At 61.0% G+C, this 18,439-nt stretch carries 10 protein-coding genes; 4 read left to right on the top strand and 6 right to left on the bottom strand.

What is annotated here, in order from left to right; genetic code table 11:
- Nucleotides 1–20: 20 nt before the first annotated feature.
- Both ACYQ2I_RS15870 and ACYQ2I_RS15865 read right to left on the bottom strand, forming a co-directional pair.
- Nucleotides 21–3,170, bottom strand: coding sequence for a GH116 family glycosyl hydrolase (locus ACYQ2I_RS15870; protein WP_460168010.1), 3,150 nt, complete (start codon nucleotides 3,168–3,170; stop codon nucleotides 21–23).
- Nucleotides 3,171–3,396: 226 nt separating this feature from the next.
- Nucleotides 3,397–4,338, bottom strand: coding sequence for an SDR family oxidoreductase (locus ACYQ2I_RS15865; protein WP_460168009.1), 942 nt, complete (start codon nucleotides 4,336–4,338; stop codon nucleotides 3,397–3,399).
- Nucleotides 4,339–4,577: 239 nt separating this feature from the next.
- Here ACYQ2I_RS15865 and ACYQ2I_RS15860 point away from each other — a divergent pair, with 239 nt between their 5' ends.
- On the top strand, nucleotides 4,578–5,696 hold the full coding sequence (locus tag ACYQ2I_RS15860) for a GTP-binding protein (protein ID WP_460168008.1): 1,119 nt from the start codon (nucleotides 4,578–4,580) through the stop codon (nucleotides 5,694–5,696).
- An 18-nt stretch (nucleotides 5,697–5,714) separates the two neighbouring features.
- On the opposite strand, the gene ACYQ2I_RS15855 is transcribed toward ACYQ2I_RS15860, so the two are convergent.
- Both ACYQ2I_RS15855 and ACYQ2I_RS15850 read right to left on the bottom strand, forming a co-directional pair.
- Nucleotides 5,715–6,458, bottom strand: coding sequence for a hypothetical protein (locus tag ACYQ2I_RS15855; protein ID WP_460168007.1), 744 nt, complete (start codon nucleotides 6,456–6,458; stop codon nucleotides 5,715–5,717).
- A gap of 335 nt (nucleotides 6,459–6,793) precedes the next feature.
- On the bottom strand, nucleotides 6,794–9,481 hold the full coding sequence (locus ACYQ2I_RS15850) for a bifunctional acetate--CoA ligase family protein/GNAT family N-acetyltransferase (RefSeq protein ID WP_460168006.1): 2,688 nt from the start codon (nucleotides 9,479–9,481) through the stop codon (nucleotides 6,794–6,796).
- Nucleotides 9,482–10,160: 679 nt separating this feature from the next.
- Between ACYQ2I_RS15850 and ACYQ2I_RS15845 the strand changes: the two genes are divergently transcribed.
- Nucleotides 10,161–10,775 carry an RNA polymerase sigma factor gene (locus ACYQ2I_RS15845; protein WP_460168005.1) on the top strand — a complete coding sequence of 205 codons (615 nt, stop codon included), beginning with the start codon at nucleotides 10,161–10,163 and terminating at the stop codon, nucleotides 10,773–10,775.
- A 76-nt stretch (nucleotides 10,776–10,851) separates the two neighbouring features.
- Here the strand turns inward: ACYQ2I_RS15845 and ACYQ2I_RS15840 are convergent, their stop codons facing one another.
- Together ACYQ2I_RS15840 and ACYQ2I_RS15835 are read right to left on the bottom strand one after the other, a co-directional pair.
- Nucleotides 10,852–13,506, bottom strand: a complete 2,655-nt coding sequence (locus tag ACYQ2I_RS15840; RefSeq protein ID WP_460168004.1) for a cytochrome C — start codon at nucleotides 13,504–13,506, stop codon at nucleotides 10,852–10,854.
- A 55-nt stretch (nucleotides 13,507–13,561) separates the two neighbouring features.
- A complete protein-coding gene (locus ACYQ2I_RS15835; protein ID WP_460168003.1) occupies nucleotides 13,562–15,421 on the bottom strand; it encodes a hypothetical protein in 1,860 nt (619 codons plus the stop codon).
- Nucleotides 15,422–15,642: 221 nt separating this feature from the next.
- Between ACYQ2I_RS15835 and ACYQ2I_RS15830 the strand changes: the two genes are divergently transcribed.
- Both ACYQ2I_RS15830 and ACYQ2I_RS15825 read left to right on the top strand, forming a co-directional pair.
- The gene (locus tag ACYQ2I_RS15830; RefSeq protein ID WP_460168002.1) at nucleotides 15,643–17,292 is read left to right on the top strand and encodes a hypothetical protein; all 1,650 of its coding nucleotides are present in this window, start codon (nucleotides 15,643–15,645) and stop codon (nucleotides 17,290–17,292) included.
- Between the two features lie 111 nt (nucleotides 17,293–17,403).
- A complete protein-coding gene (locus tag ACYQ2I_RS15825) occupies nucleotides 17,404–18,306 on the top strand; it encodes a sugar phosphate isomerase/epimerase family protein (protein WP_460168001.1) in 903 nt (300 codons plus the stop codon).
- The last annotated feature ends 133 nt before the right edge of the window (nucleotides 18,307–18,439 follow it).

The following is an 18,439-nucleotide window of genomic DNA, read 5'->3' as shown; positions in this document are numbered from 1 at the left end:
CGAATCGGATTCGGACGGGGCTATGCAAGTTCGACTTGCAAGGCGGCCTGCGGTTCGACCTCGACCGGCCGGGCAAGCGTGATTTCGACGAACGTCTCTTTGGCGGATAGGGTCGCCGGAATCGATCGTTCGCCCAGCGTAACGCGGACGTCGCTCGCTGCGAAGCCGGGTGCCAGCCGAATCTTCCGCAACCGAAGTCTTCCGTGCCGAACCGTGAAAGTCGCCTGAAGCGACTCTTGCGCAGCCTCTTGAGTGAAGGTTCCCCATCCTTCGGCTGCGATGAACGCTGCTTTGAAACGCTCGGGATGAATCCGGGGAGCGAAGCCGATCGTCTGTTTCGGGCCGTGATAGTAGTAGCCGCACAGGGCCAAATACACGGCATAGCTGGCCATCGAGCGGGCGTAGTGGTCGCCGCATTCGATCTCGTTGTACGGGTTGCGTTTCGAAGGATGGTATCGATCGTGGATGGCGCGCGCGACGGCCAACCCTTCTTCGACGAGCCCCTCCGAGATCATGTGCGCCGCGGCCTGGTATTCGAAGCCGTTCATACACTCGTTGAGGTAACCGGCGAAGGTGTGTCCCGGTTTGCCGCCGCGGGCTTCCTGTTCCCCTCCGTGGGGAAACGTGCACATGATCAAACCGGCCTCGCCCGGCATGGCGTACCAGCGGCCGGTGATGTACTTTTCGCGGTACGGGCCGACGTCGGGCGCGAAGTTGTATCGCCACAAGTGCCTTAGGGCGACGACGGTTTCTTCCTTGGGGAGCGCGTCCGGCAAACCGAGTTGGTGCGTCCAAAAATCGCCCAAGGCCTGGTCGATATGACAACCGATTCCCGAACCGATGGCTTCGGGATGCGCCGGATCACGAATCTGGTAGAAGTACTCGCCGTTGAAAAGGCGTTTGACGATTTCCTGCTTGCCGCGTTCGGCGATGGCCGTGCATTGCCGCGCGAAGTCGTGATCACCCATTTCTTCGGCCATCTGCGCGCCTGCCCGCAACGCGGCGACATACATCGAGCTGATCCACGAGATCGGGCCGTACCAGGTCGCATCGAGGGTGTTGTATTGTCCGCCTTCGAGCAGGCCGTTCGCGTCGCCGTCTTGTTCGATCAAGTATTGAACGGATTGCTTGACGCGAGGCCAAATCCGTCGCAAGAACCGGTCGTCGGCCGACATTTGGTGTTCCCGCAGCGTGCGAAGAATGTTGCCGCATTGTCCGTCGATCGCCTCGCGGGTGGCGTATTCGCCCCGATAGGCGATGTGTCCGTCCGGCTGGAAGGCGATGCCGTAGTCGACGCGTTCGCGTAGGATGCGTTCCAGTTCGGGCAACACTCTCGCCGCCGCTTGTGCGTAATGCCACACGTGCGTGCACGTTCCAGGGCAGCACCGAACGCCCTCCCAGCCCCAGAATCGGCCGTCCGACAGCCGAAAGCATGTGCTCGTCGCCAATGTCGAGACATTGATGAACGTGCGGTCCAACAGCCAGTACGGGAGAGTCGAGTCGTACCAGGTCCGCACCCAAAGCCGCGTTCGATCGGTAAAGCGGCGGAAGTTTGCCGCCGTATACTCGGCCGCGGCACGGCTGGAGGGAAACCGCTGCGCGTAGTAATGCCCCGCCCCGACGCGAGGAATCTCGACGTTCGGGAACCGCCACGCAACGAGAAATACGACTTCGCGCCGTTCGCCGGGAGCAAGCGTAAACGACGCCCCGACCGATCCGCGCGGACGATCCTGCGGCGTTCCAACCGCCGTTTCATGAGCCTCGGCACCGGAATTCTTGCGATCATCGGCATCGAGGACGGCGGTATCGCCGCCGTCGAGCAACGCCAACGTCATATCACCCCAATCGGGTCGGGTGTCGAGCGGTCGATCGGCTTGCGGCGGACGATCCGAGAAAACGATGTAATCGACGCCGATGTTTCCCCATCCACCGGAAACATTGTCGACTATCTGCAATTGCGCCTTCTTGCCTTGCAGATTTCGCACGTCGAACGAGGCCGCGTGCAGGCGGTTATCGTCGCGCCCCGTCGCTGAAGCGACGACTTTCCCGTCAACCAGCAAATTCAGGCAGGTTTGCCCCTTATGCGAGCCGCCCCCGATTAGAAAGTTGATGAAGTTCCGTTCGATGGTGAACGGCTTCGAGGTCATCACACCGGTGTGGGCGTCGCCGCCGCGAACGTCTTCGCCTTGTCGCGTGTTGTGCGAATTGACCAGTCGTTTGCCGTGGGCCCCGACGTCGCCCTGATACGCTGGCATTTGGGCCGCGACGATCGGCCCGTCGCCGAACGCCGTTCCTTCGACCGTCCAATTCTCGTAGTTCGACGACTCAAAATCATCGAACACGACATCGGGCCGTTGTTCGGGGACTTCGCTCGGTTTCTCGCGGGCGGTGAAATAAACCAAAGAGAGCCCGTCTTGTCGGATGCAGCGGTTCGTCAATTCCGCCGGGCCGGTCGAGCCGCTATACAGCAAAACCGGGTTCGACAGTCGGCCGCGGAGCGTGCCCTCGACGCGCTCGGAGGAACGATTGGCCAACGTGAATCGCATCACGACGACTGGCAGCGACGAATCGTCCACCTCGAGCGGGCAAAACGGCGAAAAAGCTTCCAGCTCGACTGCTACGGGGCACGCCTGGTCCCGGTACGAAACGTGCCCGATCGGGTACTCGCCGCGGAACGTGATGTCGCGGAAGCCCGAGCGGTCGAGCGAGCGTTCGGGCTCGCGATCGGATCCGATCGACAGCGAAAAGGACAGGTCGATCGGCGATTCGACTTCCATTGGATGTGCGTAGTGATCGGCGCCCGTTCGGATCGGCTGGTTGAAGATGTCCCAGTGCCACAATCGACCGTCGCCGCCCAAGTACACTTGGCCGCAACAAATGCCGCCGATCGGCATGCCGATGTACCGTAGCAGTTCGCCGGCGTAGCGTTCCGGTTCGCCGCGTTCGAACAGCGAACGAATCCATTCGGGGGAAAGGTTCTTGTCGGCGGGAATGAGTTTTTCGAAATCGTCGACGACCGGCGGAAGCGGAGCGGCGCCGACCGTACCGTAGAGGGTTGAAACCGTTCCCAACGCGGCCAATTTCAAGAGATCACGGCGCGGAAAACCGGCCGCATGCGCACAATTGCACTTCGGGGCGCATGCCCGACGGGGGGACTTTTCATCGTGCATCGTCGCGGTCCTTGTCTCGAATCCGAGATGTTGATGAAGAAGTATCTTCCAGGCAACGGCTCGACCGTACGCGCACCGCAATCCCCATCCCCCGTCGTCTGTGAGGATGCAATTTTAGCCAGCCGCGCCGCGGCGTGTAAAGAAAATTGCTGCGATTGTGTGGTGAACCGAGACGCAGAGCGGAAGAATTCGTGTGTGTCGGCGCGACGCACCGCACAGCAAGAAATCACCGTTTCACGATCGATCGGTAGTATTCAATCGACCGCCGAAGGCCTTCCAAGAAGTCGACCTGCGGTTCGTAACCGAGCACCTGGCGAGCCAGTGTGATGTCGGCCATGCTTTCACGGATGTCGCCGGGGCGGGGCGGGGCGAATTCGGGTTCGACGTTCGTGCCCAGTACCTCGTTGATGGCCGCCAAGAGCTCCAACAGCGTGATACTCTTGCCGTTTGCGGCATTGAAGACCTTACCGGCGGCTCCTTCGGCGTCGGCCGCCAGCAGGTTCGCGTGAACGACGTTCGCCACGTAGGTGAAGTCGCGCGACTGGTGTCCGTCGCCGAAGACGATCGGTCTCTTGCCCGAGAGGATCGCCGTAATGAAAAGCGGAATGACCGCCGAATAGGGGCTGTTCGGATCTTGTCGCGGCCCGAACACGTTGAAATACCGGATCGCGACCGTCTCGAAGCCGTACGTAGCGTAAAAGGCGCGGCAATAGTATTCGGCGGCCAGCTTCGCGGCTCCGTAGGGCGAGATCGGATCGGGCAAATCGGTTTCACGCTTGGAAGAAAACGGTTGGTCGCCGTACGCGCTGCTCGATGCGGCATATACCAGACGTCGGACGCCCGCTCGACGAGCCGCATCCAGCAGGTTCAACGTACCGGTGACGCATGCGGCATGGGTATCGAGCGGTCGTTCGACGCTGCGCGGCACGCTGGCGAGCGCGGCCTCGTGGAAGATGCAATCGATCCCGTCGACCGCCTGTTGGACGGTCGGATAATCGAGCAGGTCGCCTTCGATGAATTCGACCCGGTCACCCAGATGAGCCAGATTTTCGCGGAAGCCGGTGCTCAGGTTGTCGAGCACGCGAACGGCATCTCCGCGCTCGACGAGCGCTTCGGCGATATGTGAGCCGATGAAACCGGCGCCACCGGTGACCAGGAATCGACGCATGACGACCTCTCGGACAGGGTTGTATACAATCGACAAAACGGACGCAAAATCGCGCGAAGGGCGAGGCACGAGGGCCGCGAAAGTGTCCTTTCGCCCTCCCAGGCCTCGGATATACCGTGCGATACGGCCTTTTGTTTTTCAGGATTGCCAAAAGACTCCGACGGTAAACTATACTCTACCTGATCCGCACGTGACGGAGAAACCGCCCCCAAAACGGTTCCAGCCCCCGATGCAACGCCATGCTTGAGCGTACTCGCCTGATTCTCGTTGGAGGATTCCTCGGTGCGGGCAAGACGACCTTGCTGCGCCGTGCCGCCGGAAAACTGATGGCACAAGGCCGCCGCGTGGCGCTGCTGGCCAACGATCAGGCCGAAGGATTGGTGGATACGTCTTTGTTGCGCGAGACCGGTGCCGATGTGGACGAGGTGGGAGGCGGTTGTTTTTGTTGCCGCTTTCCGCAGATGATGGCGGCCGTCGAACGCTTGATGCGCCGTTCCCGCCCCGAGATCATCATCGCCGAGCCCGTCGGAAGTTGCACCGACCTGGCGGCAACCGTCATCCGACCGATTCGCAAGATGTTCGGCGAACAAATCGAAGTCGCCCCGTTTTCCGTTCTGATCGACGTGCATCAAATGCAGATCATGCAGGACCTCGGGCGCGAGTTCGACGAACGCGTTTCGCGGTTGCCCGATTCGGTCTTGCACATCTACCGAACGCAGTTGGAAGAGGCCGACGTGGTCGTGCTGAACAAGTGCGATCTCGTTTCGTCCGACGATCTCGCCGTACTGGAAACCTCATTGGCGGAATTGCTCGGCGATCGGCCGCGGTTTGCGATCTCGGCGGAAGCGGGCACGGGCGTCGATGCCTGGTTGCAGGCGGTGGCATCCGGTGAAACCAAGGCCCGCACCGCCCAGGTCGACTACGACGTGTACGCCGAAGGCGAGGCGTCGATGGGGTGGCTCAACGCGAACGGAACCGTGACGTGCGAAACCGACGTCGATTGGACCGACTTCATGCGGGGATTGATGCAGCGACTTCAAGACGATATCGCCGCCGCAGGTGGGACGATCCAACACTTGAAGTGCTTTCTCACTGTCCCGCGTAAGGGGCACGTCGCCGGTAATTGTGTCGACAATGGACGTCCGCCGGTGGTTCGAGGAAAGCTCGAATCGTCCGTCCGAAAGACGAGCCTATTGATCAACGCGAGGGTGTTGATCGGGGCGGAAACGCTTCGACGTGTGGTCGCCGAGGCGATCGACCGCGTGCGTGCAGAAACGGCAGTCGAAATACGATTGAACGTCGTTCGCAGTTTCCACCCTGATCGGCCCGAGCCGGTCCACCGGATGCTCGATTCTTAGCGCGGTCGAACGGTACGTTTACCCCGAAAGTTCCCATTCGGGCGGCAGCTCGCGAAGCCCGACGAGTCGCACCTGCCGGATGGCGGAAAAGGGAACCACGACCAACGACTGCTCGCCGTTTTCTTCGACGACCAGGCCGATGAATTCGGCCGAGACCGGATCCCGTGCGAGTTTGATCGGGCGGAGAACCGTCCCGCCGGTCAAATGCACCTCGAATCGTCCGGATTCGCGTGAGGCCCACAATACTTCGAATGTTCGAAGCCAACCGTCGGGGGATGCCGTGCCTGCGGCAATGCGAGAGTCGCCGTTCGCCGCGACGGCCGGTTCGCTGTGGGCGATCGTAGTTGCCGAATCGGGCCCCAGGTTGGTTTCCACCGTCAGGGAGTCGCTCAGTGCCTCGGGGGTGATGAGCGGTTGTTCCTCGGCCAGCGAAAGTCGGGTGTCGCTTTCAGCTTCTCCTTCCGGAACGGACTCGTAGCTTGGAATACGAAACCGCATGCCGCATTCGGGGCATTGGCCGGGGCGCCCCTGGAGACGTTTCGGTCCAAAGAGCCGGTGTCCGTTCGGGCACAGAAACTCGATTTGTTCTTCGATTTCGGCGTTTTCGAGTTTCGACAAATCACCCGAGGCGGCCGCGCGAACCTCTTCCAAGGTGGGAACGCGGAACTTGACACCGCATTGGGGACATTTTGCGGCCAGCCCGGCCTTGTCGTCGCCGCAACGAATGCGATGTCCGTTCGGACAAAGAAATTCGATCGTCATGATGCCGACCCTCGCCGGTTCCCTCTGTTCCGGAATCGCGGTAGCTGCCGAACGGCGCTCGTGAGGACGGCGACGAGTGCCGCTTGCCGCCCGGTTCCGCCGTCGGCGCGACCGATAGATGGATGAGATCGGGATGAGCCTTTCGACGGCCAGTGTACCCGACCGACCCGTGCCGCGAAAAGCGCCGCCATCGGAAATTTGAGGGGACACATCTTCGGCAACGGGGGCGTTGCGGCGCAGGGAGCGAAAAAGAAGGACCCGTCCCCCCTTTGCGGGCGGCGGGTCCTTTGCGATTTATCGGCACTGCGAAATGGAACCGCGACGTTCGACCGGCGTCACACCAGGTTTCGGCTGACGAGGACGACGTCTTGCTCGGACTTTTCGTCGAGCTCGAAGCCGCGGTTGCGGAAGGTGGCGAGCATGCGGGCGTTGTCCTTGGACGTTTCGGCCACGACCTTCTTCACGCCCCACTTCTTGGCTACCTCGAGGCAGTAGTCGGTCAGCAGACCGCCCAGGCCGTGCCCGTGCCAGCGGTCGACGACGATCACGGCGTATTCGGCGGTTTCGTGGTTCATGTCGGCCACCAGTCGACCCACACCGATCAGTTTTCGCTGACCGTCTTCTTCGACCTCGGCCACGATCCCCAATTCGCGGTCGTAGTCGATGAAGCAGTACCGCGTGGCCATCTCGTGCGTCGTCTGCTTGAACAAATAGCTGAAGCGGAACCACAGCGACTGCGTCGAGCAACTGGCCAAAAGCTCATGCCACATCGGTTCGTCTTCGGGCTTGATCGGCCGAAGCACGACCGCCGTACCGTCTTTGAGCTTGCGCTCGGTGACGAATTCTTCGGGATACGGTCGGATTGCCAAGTGGGCGTACGGCCGGACCGAATGGACGATCGCCTCGCGGTCGATGATCACCCGTGCGTCGAGGGCGACGACTTCTTCGGGCGTCACCAGCAGCGGGTTGACGTCGAGTTCCTTGATTTCGGGATAGTCGGCCACGAGGTACGAGAACCGCATGAGAACCTCGATCAGCCGGTCGATGTTGACACCGGGGCGACCGCGGTAACCGCGCAACAGCGGCCACGACTTGAGCGATTCGAGCGCCCGGCGGGCCAGCGCCTCGTTCAACGGCGGCAAGGCCAACGCGCGATCACGGAAGACCTCGGCGGCCACGCCGCCCATACCGACCATGATCACCGATCCGAACACCGGGTCTCGCTTGGTGCCGATGATCAACTCGAAACTGTTCGGATAGCTGACCATCTTCTGGACCGTGACACCGATGATGTCGGCATCGGGGCGTTTTTCTTTCGCCCGATTGGTCATCTTTTCGAACGCCTCGCGAACAGCCTGTTCGCTGGACAGGTTCAGCATGACGCCGCCGACATCGGTCTTGTGGGTGATCTGCGGCGAGTGGATTTTGAGGACGACCGGCATCCCGATGCGGGCTGCGATTTCGGCGGCCTCGTCGGCCGAACGGGCCACGTGCGGCTTGGTGACCGGAATTTCGTACGCCTCGAGGAAGGCCTTGGAGACCGTTTCCGAAAGGATTTCGCTTCCCTCGGTGAGAATGCTCTCGAAGACGTTCCGCAGTCGTTGGCGGTCGAACGAAAACGACATCGGAATATCGCGGGGCGTTTCGTGGAGCATGCTCAAGTTGCGGGCGTACGAAACCAGATGCATGAATGCCCGCACGGCCTTTTCGGGGGTCGTGTAGCTCGCCACGCCCGCTTCGTTGAGCACCTTCAAGCCTTCGGCGACCATGTGACCGCCCATCCACGCGGCCAGCACGGGCTTGTTGCTCTTCTTGGCGATTTCGCCGACGGCGCGGGCCGTTCCGGTGCAGTCGGTCATGGCCTGCGGCGTGAGGATCACCAACGCGGCGTCGACGCCCGGATCATCCAGGACTGCTTCCAACGCCTTGGCGAAACGTTCCGGGGGTGCGTCTCCCAATACGTCGACCGGGTTCCCGTGCGACCAAAACGGCGGCAGGAACTCGTTCATCTTTTCGATTGTTTCCGGGGAGAGCTTCGCCAGATGTCCGTCGCGGGCGATGAGGCTGTCGGTCGTCATCACACCGGGACCGCCGGCGTTGGTGACGATCGCCAAGCGGTCACCCTTGGGCGGTTGCTGCCGGGCCAACAGCTCGGCACAGTCGAACATGTCCTCGATTTGGAAGATGCGTTCGATACCCGCCCGTTGGAAAGCGGCCTCGTACACCGCATCGACGCCCGCCATCGCACCGGTGTGCGACGCTGCGGCTTGGGCCGATTCGGCGAAGCGACCGGCCTTGTAGGCGACGATCGGCTTGGTGCGGGCGAAGGCGCGGGCAGCCGACATGAACTCGCGGGCTTCGGTGATCGACTCGATGTACAGAATGATCGACTGCGTGTCGGTTTGCGTACCGAAATAGTCGATCAGGTCGGCGATCGTGACGTCGATCATGTTTCCGACCGAAACGAAGTACGAGAAGCCGATCCCTTCGTCGATTGCCCAGTCGAGTACCGAGGTGCACAACGCACCCGACTGCGAAATGAATCCGATGTGTCCCTTCTGCGGGGTCGCGGCGGCAAAGCTGGCGTTCAGGCAGATGCCGGGCACGATAATGCCCAAGCAGTTCGGGCCGATGATCCGCATGCCGGGGAAGCGATTTTTCTCTTCCAGCAACTGCCGTTCGAGTTCCCGCCCTTCTTCACCGATTTCACGGAAACCGGCCGAGATGACGACGATCCCGCGCGTGCCGATTTCGCCCAAACTGCGGACCAGCCCGGGGACGGTCCGCGACGGCGTGCAAATGACTGCCAAATCGGGAGCGTGCGGCAAGGCCTCGACGCTGTTGTACGCGTGGATTCCCTGAACCGATTCCCGCTTGGCATTGACGGGATAGACGACGCCTCGAAAGCCCGATCCGATCAAGTTTCGCAAGACCGTGTACCCGACGCTGGTGGGGGTGTCACTGGCCCCGATGACCGCCACACGTTCCGGGTTGAAGATCTTGTGAAGGTTTTCGATGCTCACGACTCGCTCCTGCTAAACGTTCGACCAAATGTGCTAAATGTCCCAGATGCACCTCGGAAGCGGCAAATCGTGAAGGTTTGTCGCTCGCATGCTATCCACGTAACCACTTGAGGCTGCCCGACTAAATCCGATGAGCCGGGCAAAATGCGAACGGTCACCGAAGTGGTCGAACAGTGGCCGCGCCGTACAAAAACGAAAGATAGCTAGTATAGCGTTTCGGCGTAGTTTGCGGAAGGATTGATGACTACAGGAGATATCTCGCGTTACTCGTTTTTTCTGGATTGCAGCTTCTTTGACGGGGAAGCCCGATCGTACGGAATTTCTCGGCCGATGCCCGCTGGCTGAGGGATTTTTGCCTTGGTTTTCTGGTTTGCCGTGCTTGACACTCGCAATTGGCCTGGTTGCGGCGAATTTTGACTGGTCGAATTGGTATCGGCCGGGGCGATCGGTCCGTCACCGATCGGCACTTCCGCATCATTTTCTCGCTACGCACGTCCATCCCCGTTGGTTTGGCAATTGCGGCAGTTTATATCGGTAGGAAGGTCGGCAGGGCGAAGCGGGCATTGTCTCCCCCAATCGAGTGTAGCTTGTGAAATCGTAGGCATGCCGGTAGAGTAGACGTGCCTCTTTTTCGCTGCTCGACGATCACCAAAAAATCCAGCGATTTCCAACCCCCACCATGGCGCAGACGCCCAGCGACATCCAGCTCCTCGAACAGGCACGCACCGGAGACTTTGCGGCGTTCGAACAGCTCGTAGCCCGTTACGAGCGGCGGATTTTTGCGCTGGCCCTGCGGATTCTCAATCACCGGCATGACGCCGAGGAAGTCGTCCAACAGACGTTTCTTTCACTGCTGGAGCATCTGGAGGATTTTCGCGGCGACTCGGCCTTTTCGACGTGGTTGCTGCGGATTGCCACGAACAACGCTCTGGGATTGCTGCGCAAGAAAAAGGTGCGGCAAACGACGCCGTTGGGGGAAGGGGGCCGCGAAGACGAGATTCCGTTTCCGCAGTACATCGCTCAATGGAAAGAAACCCCCGAGGAAATCGCTCGCCGCAAAGAAGTGCAGCAACTCTTGCAGGAAGCCCTCGACGAGCTGGACGACAAATATCGCCTGGTCTTCTTGTTGCGCGACGTCGAAGGGATGTCGACCGCCGAAACGGCGGAAATTCTAGGGATTTCTGAAGCCAACACGAAGGTGCGTCTGCTGCGCGCAAGGCTGATGTTGCGCGAAAAGCTCACTCGCGCCCTCGGCGACGAGACGACGCGACTCGAACCGCATCGTCACGACTGAGCTCGATTCGCGCCGGCGGCTCGCTTTTGATGAACATGGCGAACGGGCGAACCGGAGTGCGCCCGCGGCTTGAGCGTCACTTCTTACGACGTTTGCGCCGGTACAGCATCCAACGGCCGACCGCCAAGACCACGATCAAGGGGGCCGAGAACATCACCAACACTTGGCTCCAGCCCGCCACGAGCAGAATCTTGTGGACCAGGTCATTATGGTCGTCGGCGTTCTTCGGCATTTGGCCTGTGGCTTCGGCCACGTGATGCAGCAGGTCGACGGCGAACGAGCCTTTCGGAATCTCCTGATGACAAGCGAGGCACACGCCTTGCCTGTCCATGGCCGCGCGCTCTTCGTTGTTCAGTGCCCGAGACTGGGTGAAGTGGTGGCCGACCGTCATGAGCTGGTTGCCTTGCTCGTCGACGATGCGGGACCAGTCGGTTTCGAGTCCGTCGATGCCGGGCCGCTGCACCTGGTATCGTTTGGGCAAAACCTGCTTGTCGGCGGTTTCGAGGTCGACGACGATGTCTTCGTTCCAGGGACGCAATGTGCGTCCGCCGTCGATTCCGTAGCCGAGCGCCTTTTCGGAAAGGTGGCACGACTCGCACGGTCGCGCGCGGCCGGTGTTCGTGTGCGGCTGCAACGGGCTCATGTCGAGCGTGGGCTGCCCCTCGGGACCGCTGCCTTCCGTTCCCGGCGGAGAACGGTAGAGATGGTTGACCATGATCGGCTTGCCGTCCGGCCCGATGATCGTGATGACCGGTTGGCATCCCGGGGCGACGGGCGTGATGCGCCGTTCGCCGTTGACGCCTAAGATCGGGTCTTCCCAACGCAAGTAGGATCGCTGTTCTTCGATTTTTCCGGGAATCGTGTTGGGATACCCGGTTTCGCCGCCTTCGCAGGCGCGTTCGGGGCTCGAAGCGTGGTGATGTCCCGCCCCCAGCCAATCGAAGCAGGTATTGCCGTTGGAATAATCGATGCGCACGTGGCAGCCGTAGCATTGGGGAGCCCAACCCGCGTGGCAGGTGTAGCATTCCATCTTGGCTACGTGGTCCGCGACGGCGACCATGCCCGTGCGGGCGGCCGTGCCCAGCAGTTTTTCTTCAACCATCGCCTTGAGCGGTTTGAGTTCCAGGTCGTTGCCCGCGGCCGTATGAACGACGACGGTGTTCTTGCGTCGTACGACGTTTCGCAGGGGATTACCGCGGGCAGTCAGCAGAAAACCGTCTTCGGCGGGATAGACGGTGGCCTGCTTGATGTGTTCGGGCAAATCGTTCGTCGTGCCTCGCGGAGGGCCTTCGGCCGACGACGGATCGAATTCGTCGCCGTAACCCAGGGGCAACTCCCAAGGATAGCGGTCGGGCGTGCCGTGGCAGTCGGTGCATTCGATCTCGACCGCTCCTAGGTTGGCGCAAGCCAAGAAGCCGTCCCCGTGCACATCGCCGGAGGTATGGCAGTCCATGCACAACATCCCTTTTTGGTAATGGACGTCCTGTTCCATTGCCAAATAGTGTTTTGTGTGCAATGCCGGTTGATGAGCTCCCTCATCGGAAAACGGCGACTCATAGGCGGTTTCCATCAGACCTTGAAACGACACGCCGATACGTTTGCCGCGGTCGTGGCAGGTCGTGCATGTTTCGACCGGAATGCCGCTGTAGGCGACGTCGTGTACTTTCACGACCACGTCGCGGGTGGCCTGAATCGAGTGGACGAGCATATGCCCCGGTTCGTCGTGGGGGACGTGCTTGTCGTTTCCCTCGTAATAGCCTTCGTTGCTGTACGGGATGTGACACGACGAGCAGCCCATACCGCGGAAATCGCCGCGAACTTGCCGTCCTTTGACCGCATGATGGCAGCGCAGACATTGGTTCCGCAGGTATGTGAACGCGGCGTATTCGGGGTTTTTGGCGATTTCGTCGGGATCGGCGGGCGCTTCGGGCAGGGCGTGAATTTCGTCGACGAAAACCTGAGGTTCGCGCTTTGTGAGCCTGGCCATGTACGTGCGGTAGGCATCGGTACCTAAGCGGTACGCCGGATCGTCGGGATTCTTGTAGTCGTAGTTTCCGAAGTAGTGTTCGTAGGGCGACTCGGCCCCAAAAGCAGTGTGCAGGCCGCCGAACGTCCAGCAGACGCCCTGAATCTTACCCGCCTCGGTCATCATCAGACTCGACCATTGGACGTCGACGTGTTCCATGTGGCATTGACCGCACGTGTTCTCATTGATCCAAGGAGATCCGGGATCGGGATAGAAATCGCCGCTGTGGGCCGCTTTGGGAGTGTCGGCTTCGGGATCGCCGCCGTGGCAAATCGTGCATCCCTCGGGATCACCCAAATCGGCTCCCATGTCGCGAATCTCGTGCATCATCCGCGAGTCGGGCGGCATGATCGGCTCGAGGCCTGCGTGACAATCGGCGCACCCTTTGATGTTCGTAGAAGGCGAGGGTGTCGATTCCGTTGATTCAGCGGCTTCGACAAGCGGCGCAGGCTCGGGGGCGTCGGATGCTTCGGGGCGGGGAAGTTCGGCAGGGACGTCGGAAGCCTGGGCCTCTCCTGCCGGCTCAGCGGCGACGACCTCAATCCGCACTCTTTCCGAATCGACGTGCGACTCTTCGGCCGAAAGCGGCGCGTTCAGCGACACGAGGCCGAAAGTGGCGACCGCGACGATGAGTAATCGACCCGGCATCCTTGCGGCGAGACGACGATCGAATTCCGACGCTTGAAAGCTGGACATCGTGCGCATCGCGGCGTCTCCTTACCACACAGCGTTGTGATCGGCTCGGTTTCCGCCGATCGGTTTACCACGACGATTCAAGATCGTCTCGGCCGAGCAGCTCCGTGCGAACCCATCGCGAGCCGACCTCGACGAACCGTTTGGCCCAACCGGTCGGCACGACGTTGACCTTCCCGCCGGTCGCTCGATCGAGGCAACGGCGAAGTTCTTCCGGCGATCGGATGGGTTCCAAACGAACCGTTGCGGTTCGTTCGTCGAATTCGAAATACCACAACGGCCGGTCGAGCGAAGCCGACCAGAGTCCGTCGATTTCGACCCGTTCGTTTTCGAGGTGAATCCGTCCTTGCGTTCGCAACCAAGGGTAGATCGGCGCTGCCGAGGCGACGCGGCCTCCGGTTTGCAATCGGGCAGCATTCCCGAAATCCCACGGGCGGGTAAAGACGCATTCGTCGTTGTAATTCGTCGGAACGGCCGGGGGAACGGCTGCGAGAATGGTCGTTCCTTCCGGCAGATTGCCCGCGGTGCTCACCCGCTGAAACTCGCCCAAGATGCGCCGTTGCAGTTCCCACCCGGCAAGATAATTGTCTCGTTGGACGAGAAACGATTGGGTTGCCGCCACCACGAGCGCCGCCAATATACCGCACCGCAGCCGAAACACAAAACGATCGCTGCGGTGCGTTTTTGCGTCGGTTGCGGACTGGGTTTCAAGGTCGCGCTTATTCCGGGATACCAACAACGAAGCCAAAAGCGCGAAGGCGACCCAAAACGATGTCAGCTTGCGGTTGTCGTAGCCGTACACGACTGCATAACTGCCGGAAAGCACGAACAATCCGGCCGAAGCGACGAGACAGGCCGTGCACAACGCGGCCAATCGGCTTGGAGTCCAGTGCGAAACATTGGTTCGTTGATGTGTGCACTTCTCTTTTGGGGCGGCGCCCTTTGGTAACGATGTCTTGCGCTTCGTTCGGGCATTCATCCGGCGAGCGGGGAGCAACAGCACACAGATCGCGGCGGTCAGGGCCAGGGCAACGAGCCCATGCCTCAGCAAGCCGGGACGGCGCAGGCCGTCGGCCAAGAGCAACGGAATTTGACCGATCAGCGATAGCCAATACACACTCGATCGAACGACCCCGCCCATACCGCCCGGCTGAAGCCGCGACATATCCGACCAGACCAAAGGCGCAATCCCTTTTTGGTAAACGGCCGCGGCAACGACGACGCCCAACGGAGGCAGCACGTAACGCACGACGAAACGACGCGGTATCCCGGATGCGTTCCGCCGCGCGGGTTCGGGAACATCTTGGGGAAGAACGGCCCCAAGCCGGTACGGCAACACGATATTCAATAACAGAAGCGGTAAAAAGATTTCATAGATCAACAGCCCGGCAAACAGGAGGCCGTTTGCGGTGATCAACAGCAAGGTAGACTTACGAGGGCTCCCCGCGGCGCGGATCGTCAAGGCAAGCGAAGCCGCCCACAAGAGCATCGACCACGCGGCAAGTTGTTGCATGCACACCGAGAATACAAGCGTCGACGCGATGCACGGGACGGCTGCAAGCATCAGGAACGCTACGGCCGGTCGTAGGCCCGCAACGCGACGCCACACGACCGCCGTTACGGCGACGGCTGCAAGCCATGCCCCGACCAGGAAGGTCGCGTAGGCCTGCGGCCCGGCGCCGAAAGGGGCGCACAACGTCGAAACGCCCACGAGTACCGCAGGCGCAAGCGGGCGCGCCGCGAACAAGGGAAACCACTCGCGGTACCGCGTAATCGGATTGGGGAAGTCACGAACGGAGGCGACGACCATCCAATCGTCGCACACGAATCCAGCGCCGCGAATCCACGGAACGAATACCGCCGCGATGAAGACGACGGCGACCGCAACGAGAACACGAGGCGCAGGATGTTCGCTGTCCACGTCCATCGGCACTCCGGCTTGGCGACGGTGTTTGCGGGAAGGCCGATTCCCGCCGGTTTGCGACGGCAATCGATTGCACCCGGCAACGGACGGTGATCATAATAGCACATCCTCCGGCCGACGGCATCGGCGATCCGCCCGCAGCTATGAAATGCCTTTGTCGTTCGGCTCTCCGCCGACTTCCTACCGTTTGTAATCGTCCTCACCCCCGAGAGGAGGCTTTTCCCATGCGACCGTCCTTGTATTTTCGCCTTCTGCATTCCGGGCCGTCTTTCGTGGCGGGCAGATTCGGGAGCTTGCTGCGAAACGTGGTAGTGCACGGCATTTTCGTGGCTTGGGCGATCTGCGGAATCGGGGTGACGCACGCTTGTGCCGCTGACGGGGATCTGTGGACCTACGCGAAAGAGAATGCGGCGAAGCATCGATTTTCGACCTTGTTTACCGCACATGACGTGCGGGATTCTTTGGGCGACGATGCCGCAATCGACGAGGCGATCGCGTGGTGCAAGGCCACGGGGGTTACAAAGGTCTACATCGAGAGTTTTCGCAGCAATTATCAGGCTCCGCGGGAGCTATTGATTCACGCGCGCGATCGGTTCCGGGAAGCCGGTTTTGAAGTGTGCGGCTGCGTGACGACGACGATCGTCGGCAAGCAGTCGACCGGTTGGAACTTGATCTCGTGTTATACCGATTCGGCGACGCAAGAACGAATCGCCGAAATCTTCCGCTACACGGCGGCGATTTTCGACGAGATCATGATCGACGACTTTTGGTTTACCGACTGCGCTTGCGCCGATTGTGATCGAGCAAGGAAAGCGCGGACGGTCACCGTCGGAAAGAATACCTATCCCGTGGCGGGCGATTCATGGGCCGACTATCGCTGCGAGCTCATGGTCCGCGTTTCGCAAGAGAAGATTCTGGCCGCCGCCAAAGCGGTGAATCCCGATGTGGTCGTCATCATCAAATATCCGCAGTGGTACGAGCGGTTCCACGAGCGCGGATACGAGGTTGCCCGCGAAACCGCCGATTTCGACAAGATATGGGTCGGTACCGAAACCCGTGATTACGACGATCCGCGTTGGGGCGGCCACGTGCAGTACGGGGCGTATTTCCTCATGCGTTGGTTGGGCGGCATCGGCGGCGACAAATGCGGCGGCGGATGGTTCGACCCGCTGGGAACGACCGAGGCGACCTATATCGAGCAGGCCCGGCAAACGGTGTTGGGCGGCGCGGCCGAGTCGATGCTGTTTTGTTACGGGGCGCTCCATCGGGATCACGGACCGGAAGATATCGTCGCCTTCCGTCGGCATGCTGCCGAGTTGATTCGCGTCGGCGGCGAAGTCCGCAAGCGCACGCCGGTCGGCGTCGCGGCGTATCGGCCCGTCAACGCCGATGCTTTCGACGAACAACGGATTTTCGATTACTTGGGCATGATGGGGTTGCCGCTGGTTCCCTGTCACGAGTTTCCGGCAGATGCTCAGGCCGCAGTGTTCACCGTTCACGCGATGAAGGACCCGGACTGCGCGACAAAACTCGCTCGGTTGGTCGAACGCGGGATACCGATCGCCGTTACCGACGGGCTCGCCCGCCGGCTTGAAGGCCGGGTCGATTTGAACCGCCCGAACGTGCGCATCGTGCCTGTGGGCGGAAAGCCGAAAGACTTGCTCGACTGGGATCGGTCGCGGTTGGATGGCTTGCGCGCATTTCTGCTTCGGCCATTGGGCCGGTCGTTTTCGGCGCCCAACGGCGTCGGGCTCTACTTGTTTGCGGACGGCAGTTGGGTGGTCGAGAACTTCAACGACACATCAGCCGAGGTCGCACTGGACGGCACGACGATGACGATCCCGCCGCGCGACTGGAAATACGAGTGGAAATAACCGGTCGGGGAAAGCAAACTACAGGCACGGGAAAAGGGCCGACGACGTCGGCAACGGGGGTGTGGCAGATCGGTAGGTCAACGCCAAACGACTTGCGAGGAGGTCGACACGATGAATCAACGTCGTCGGGATTTCGTCTTGGGAACCGCAGCCGTCGCTGCCGGTGTGTTCGTGGGCGGTCGATGGGCTTCGGCCGAGGAGGATGCGAAACGGCCGAAGAAATCGCCGGAGGCCGGGAAGAAAGCGAAACCAAAAGCGGCCAAGCCGCAGGTGGGCATCCAGTTGTTTGCCGTCCGCGGCGAGTTCGCCAAGGATGTGCCGGGCACCCTCGAAGCGATCGCCAAGGCCGGATATGCCGGCGTCGAATTTTGGGGCTACGGGGGCGGACCGAATGTCTATCAAGATTGGACGGCCCCGAAGCTTCGCAAGCTGTTGGACGATCTCGGCCTGGTCTGCTGCGGGATGCATGTGTCGGTTGCTGCGATCGGCGACGACAAACTGACCGGCACGATCGACGTGAATCACATCCTGGGAAATCCTCGAGTGATCGTGGCCGCGGCAAAACAGCAGATGGCCGATCTCGATTCGATCGCGAAGTACGCCGACTACCTGGAACATGCCGCCGACAAGGCCGCACCCGACAAGATCCGCATCGGCTACCATTGCCATCCCTTCGACATGGAATTGATCGACGGAAAGCCGAAATGGGTGCACTTGTTCAGTCGTTTGTCGCCCGAAATCATCATGCAGGTCGATTGCGGAAACTGCGCGGCAGGCGGCGGCGATCCGTTCGACATTATCAAGTTGTTCCCGGGGCGATCCGAGAGCGTCCACCTGAAAGAATTCGGCGACATGACGTTCGCTGAAAACGGCGGCCGCCTGCGACAATTTGTGCGGCTTGCGACGACCGTGGGCCGGGCGCAATGGTTGGTCGTCGAGCAAGGCGGCGAAGGGGGAAACGGTTTCGACATTCCCGCTCGATGTCGCCGTGTTTTGGCAAGCTGGGGCCTGTGAACCAATTGCATCGAGACCTCGCACCGTCGTTCGACGCGAAGGAATTCCTGCACCTACGACGCCGGGCGGTCGGCTCGCGAAGTGACGATCGCCCGGCCGTTCCCGCCGAATCGACCCGCCTACCTCCAATGGA

This window comes from Thermostilla marina (genome assembly GCF_054657455.1).
This window is presented reverse-complemented; position numbering and strand designations above follow the sequence as displayed.

Excerpts from the sequence above, each read along its gene's own strand:
- ACYQ2I_RS15855 (WP_460168007.1), bottom strand. The coding sequence starts at position 6,458 with ATGACGATCGAATTTCTTTGTCCGAACGGACATCGCATTCGTTGCGGC.
- ACYQ2I_RS15865 (WP_460168009.1), bottom strand. The coding sequence starts at position 4,338 with ATGCGTCGATTCCTGGTCACCGGTGGCGCCGGTTTCATCGGCTCACAT.
- ACYQ2I_RS15835 (WP_460168003.1), bottom strand. The coding sequence starts at position 15,421 with ATGGACGTGGACAGCGAACATCCTGCGCCTCGTGTTCTCGTTGCGGTC.
- ACYQ2I_RS15870 (WP_460168010.1), bottom strand. The coding sequence starts at position 3,170 with ATGCACGATGAAAAGTCCCCCCGTCGGGCATGCGCCCCGAAGTGCAAT.
- ACYQ2I_RS15840 (WP_460168004.1), bottom strand. The coding sequence starts at position 13,506 with ATGCGCACGATGTCCAGCTTTCAAGCGTCGGAATTCGATCGTCGTCTC.
- ACYQ2I_RS15860 (WP_460168008.1), top strand. The coding sequence starts at position 4,578 with ATGCTTGAGCGTACTCGCCTGATTCTCGTTGGAGGATTCCTCGGTGCG.
- ACYQ2I_RS15830 (WP_460168002.1), top strand. The coding sequence starts at position 15,643 with ATGCGACCGTCCTTGTATTTTCGCCTTCTGCATTCCGGGCCGTCTTTC.
- ACYQ2I_RS15845 (WP_460168005.1), top strand. The coding sequence starts at position 10,161 with ATGGCGCAGACGCCCAGCGACATCCAGCTCCTCGAACAGGCACGCACC.
- ACYQ2I_RS15825 (WP_460168001.1), top strand. The coding sequence starts at position 17,404 with ATGAATCAACGTCGTCGGGATTTCGTCTTGGGAACCGCAGCCGTCGCT.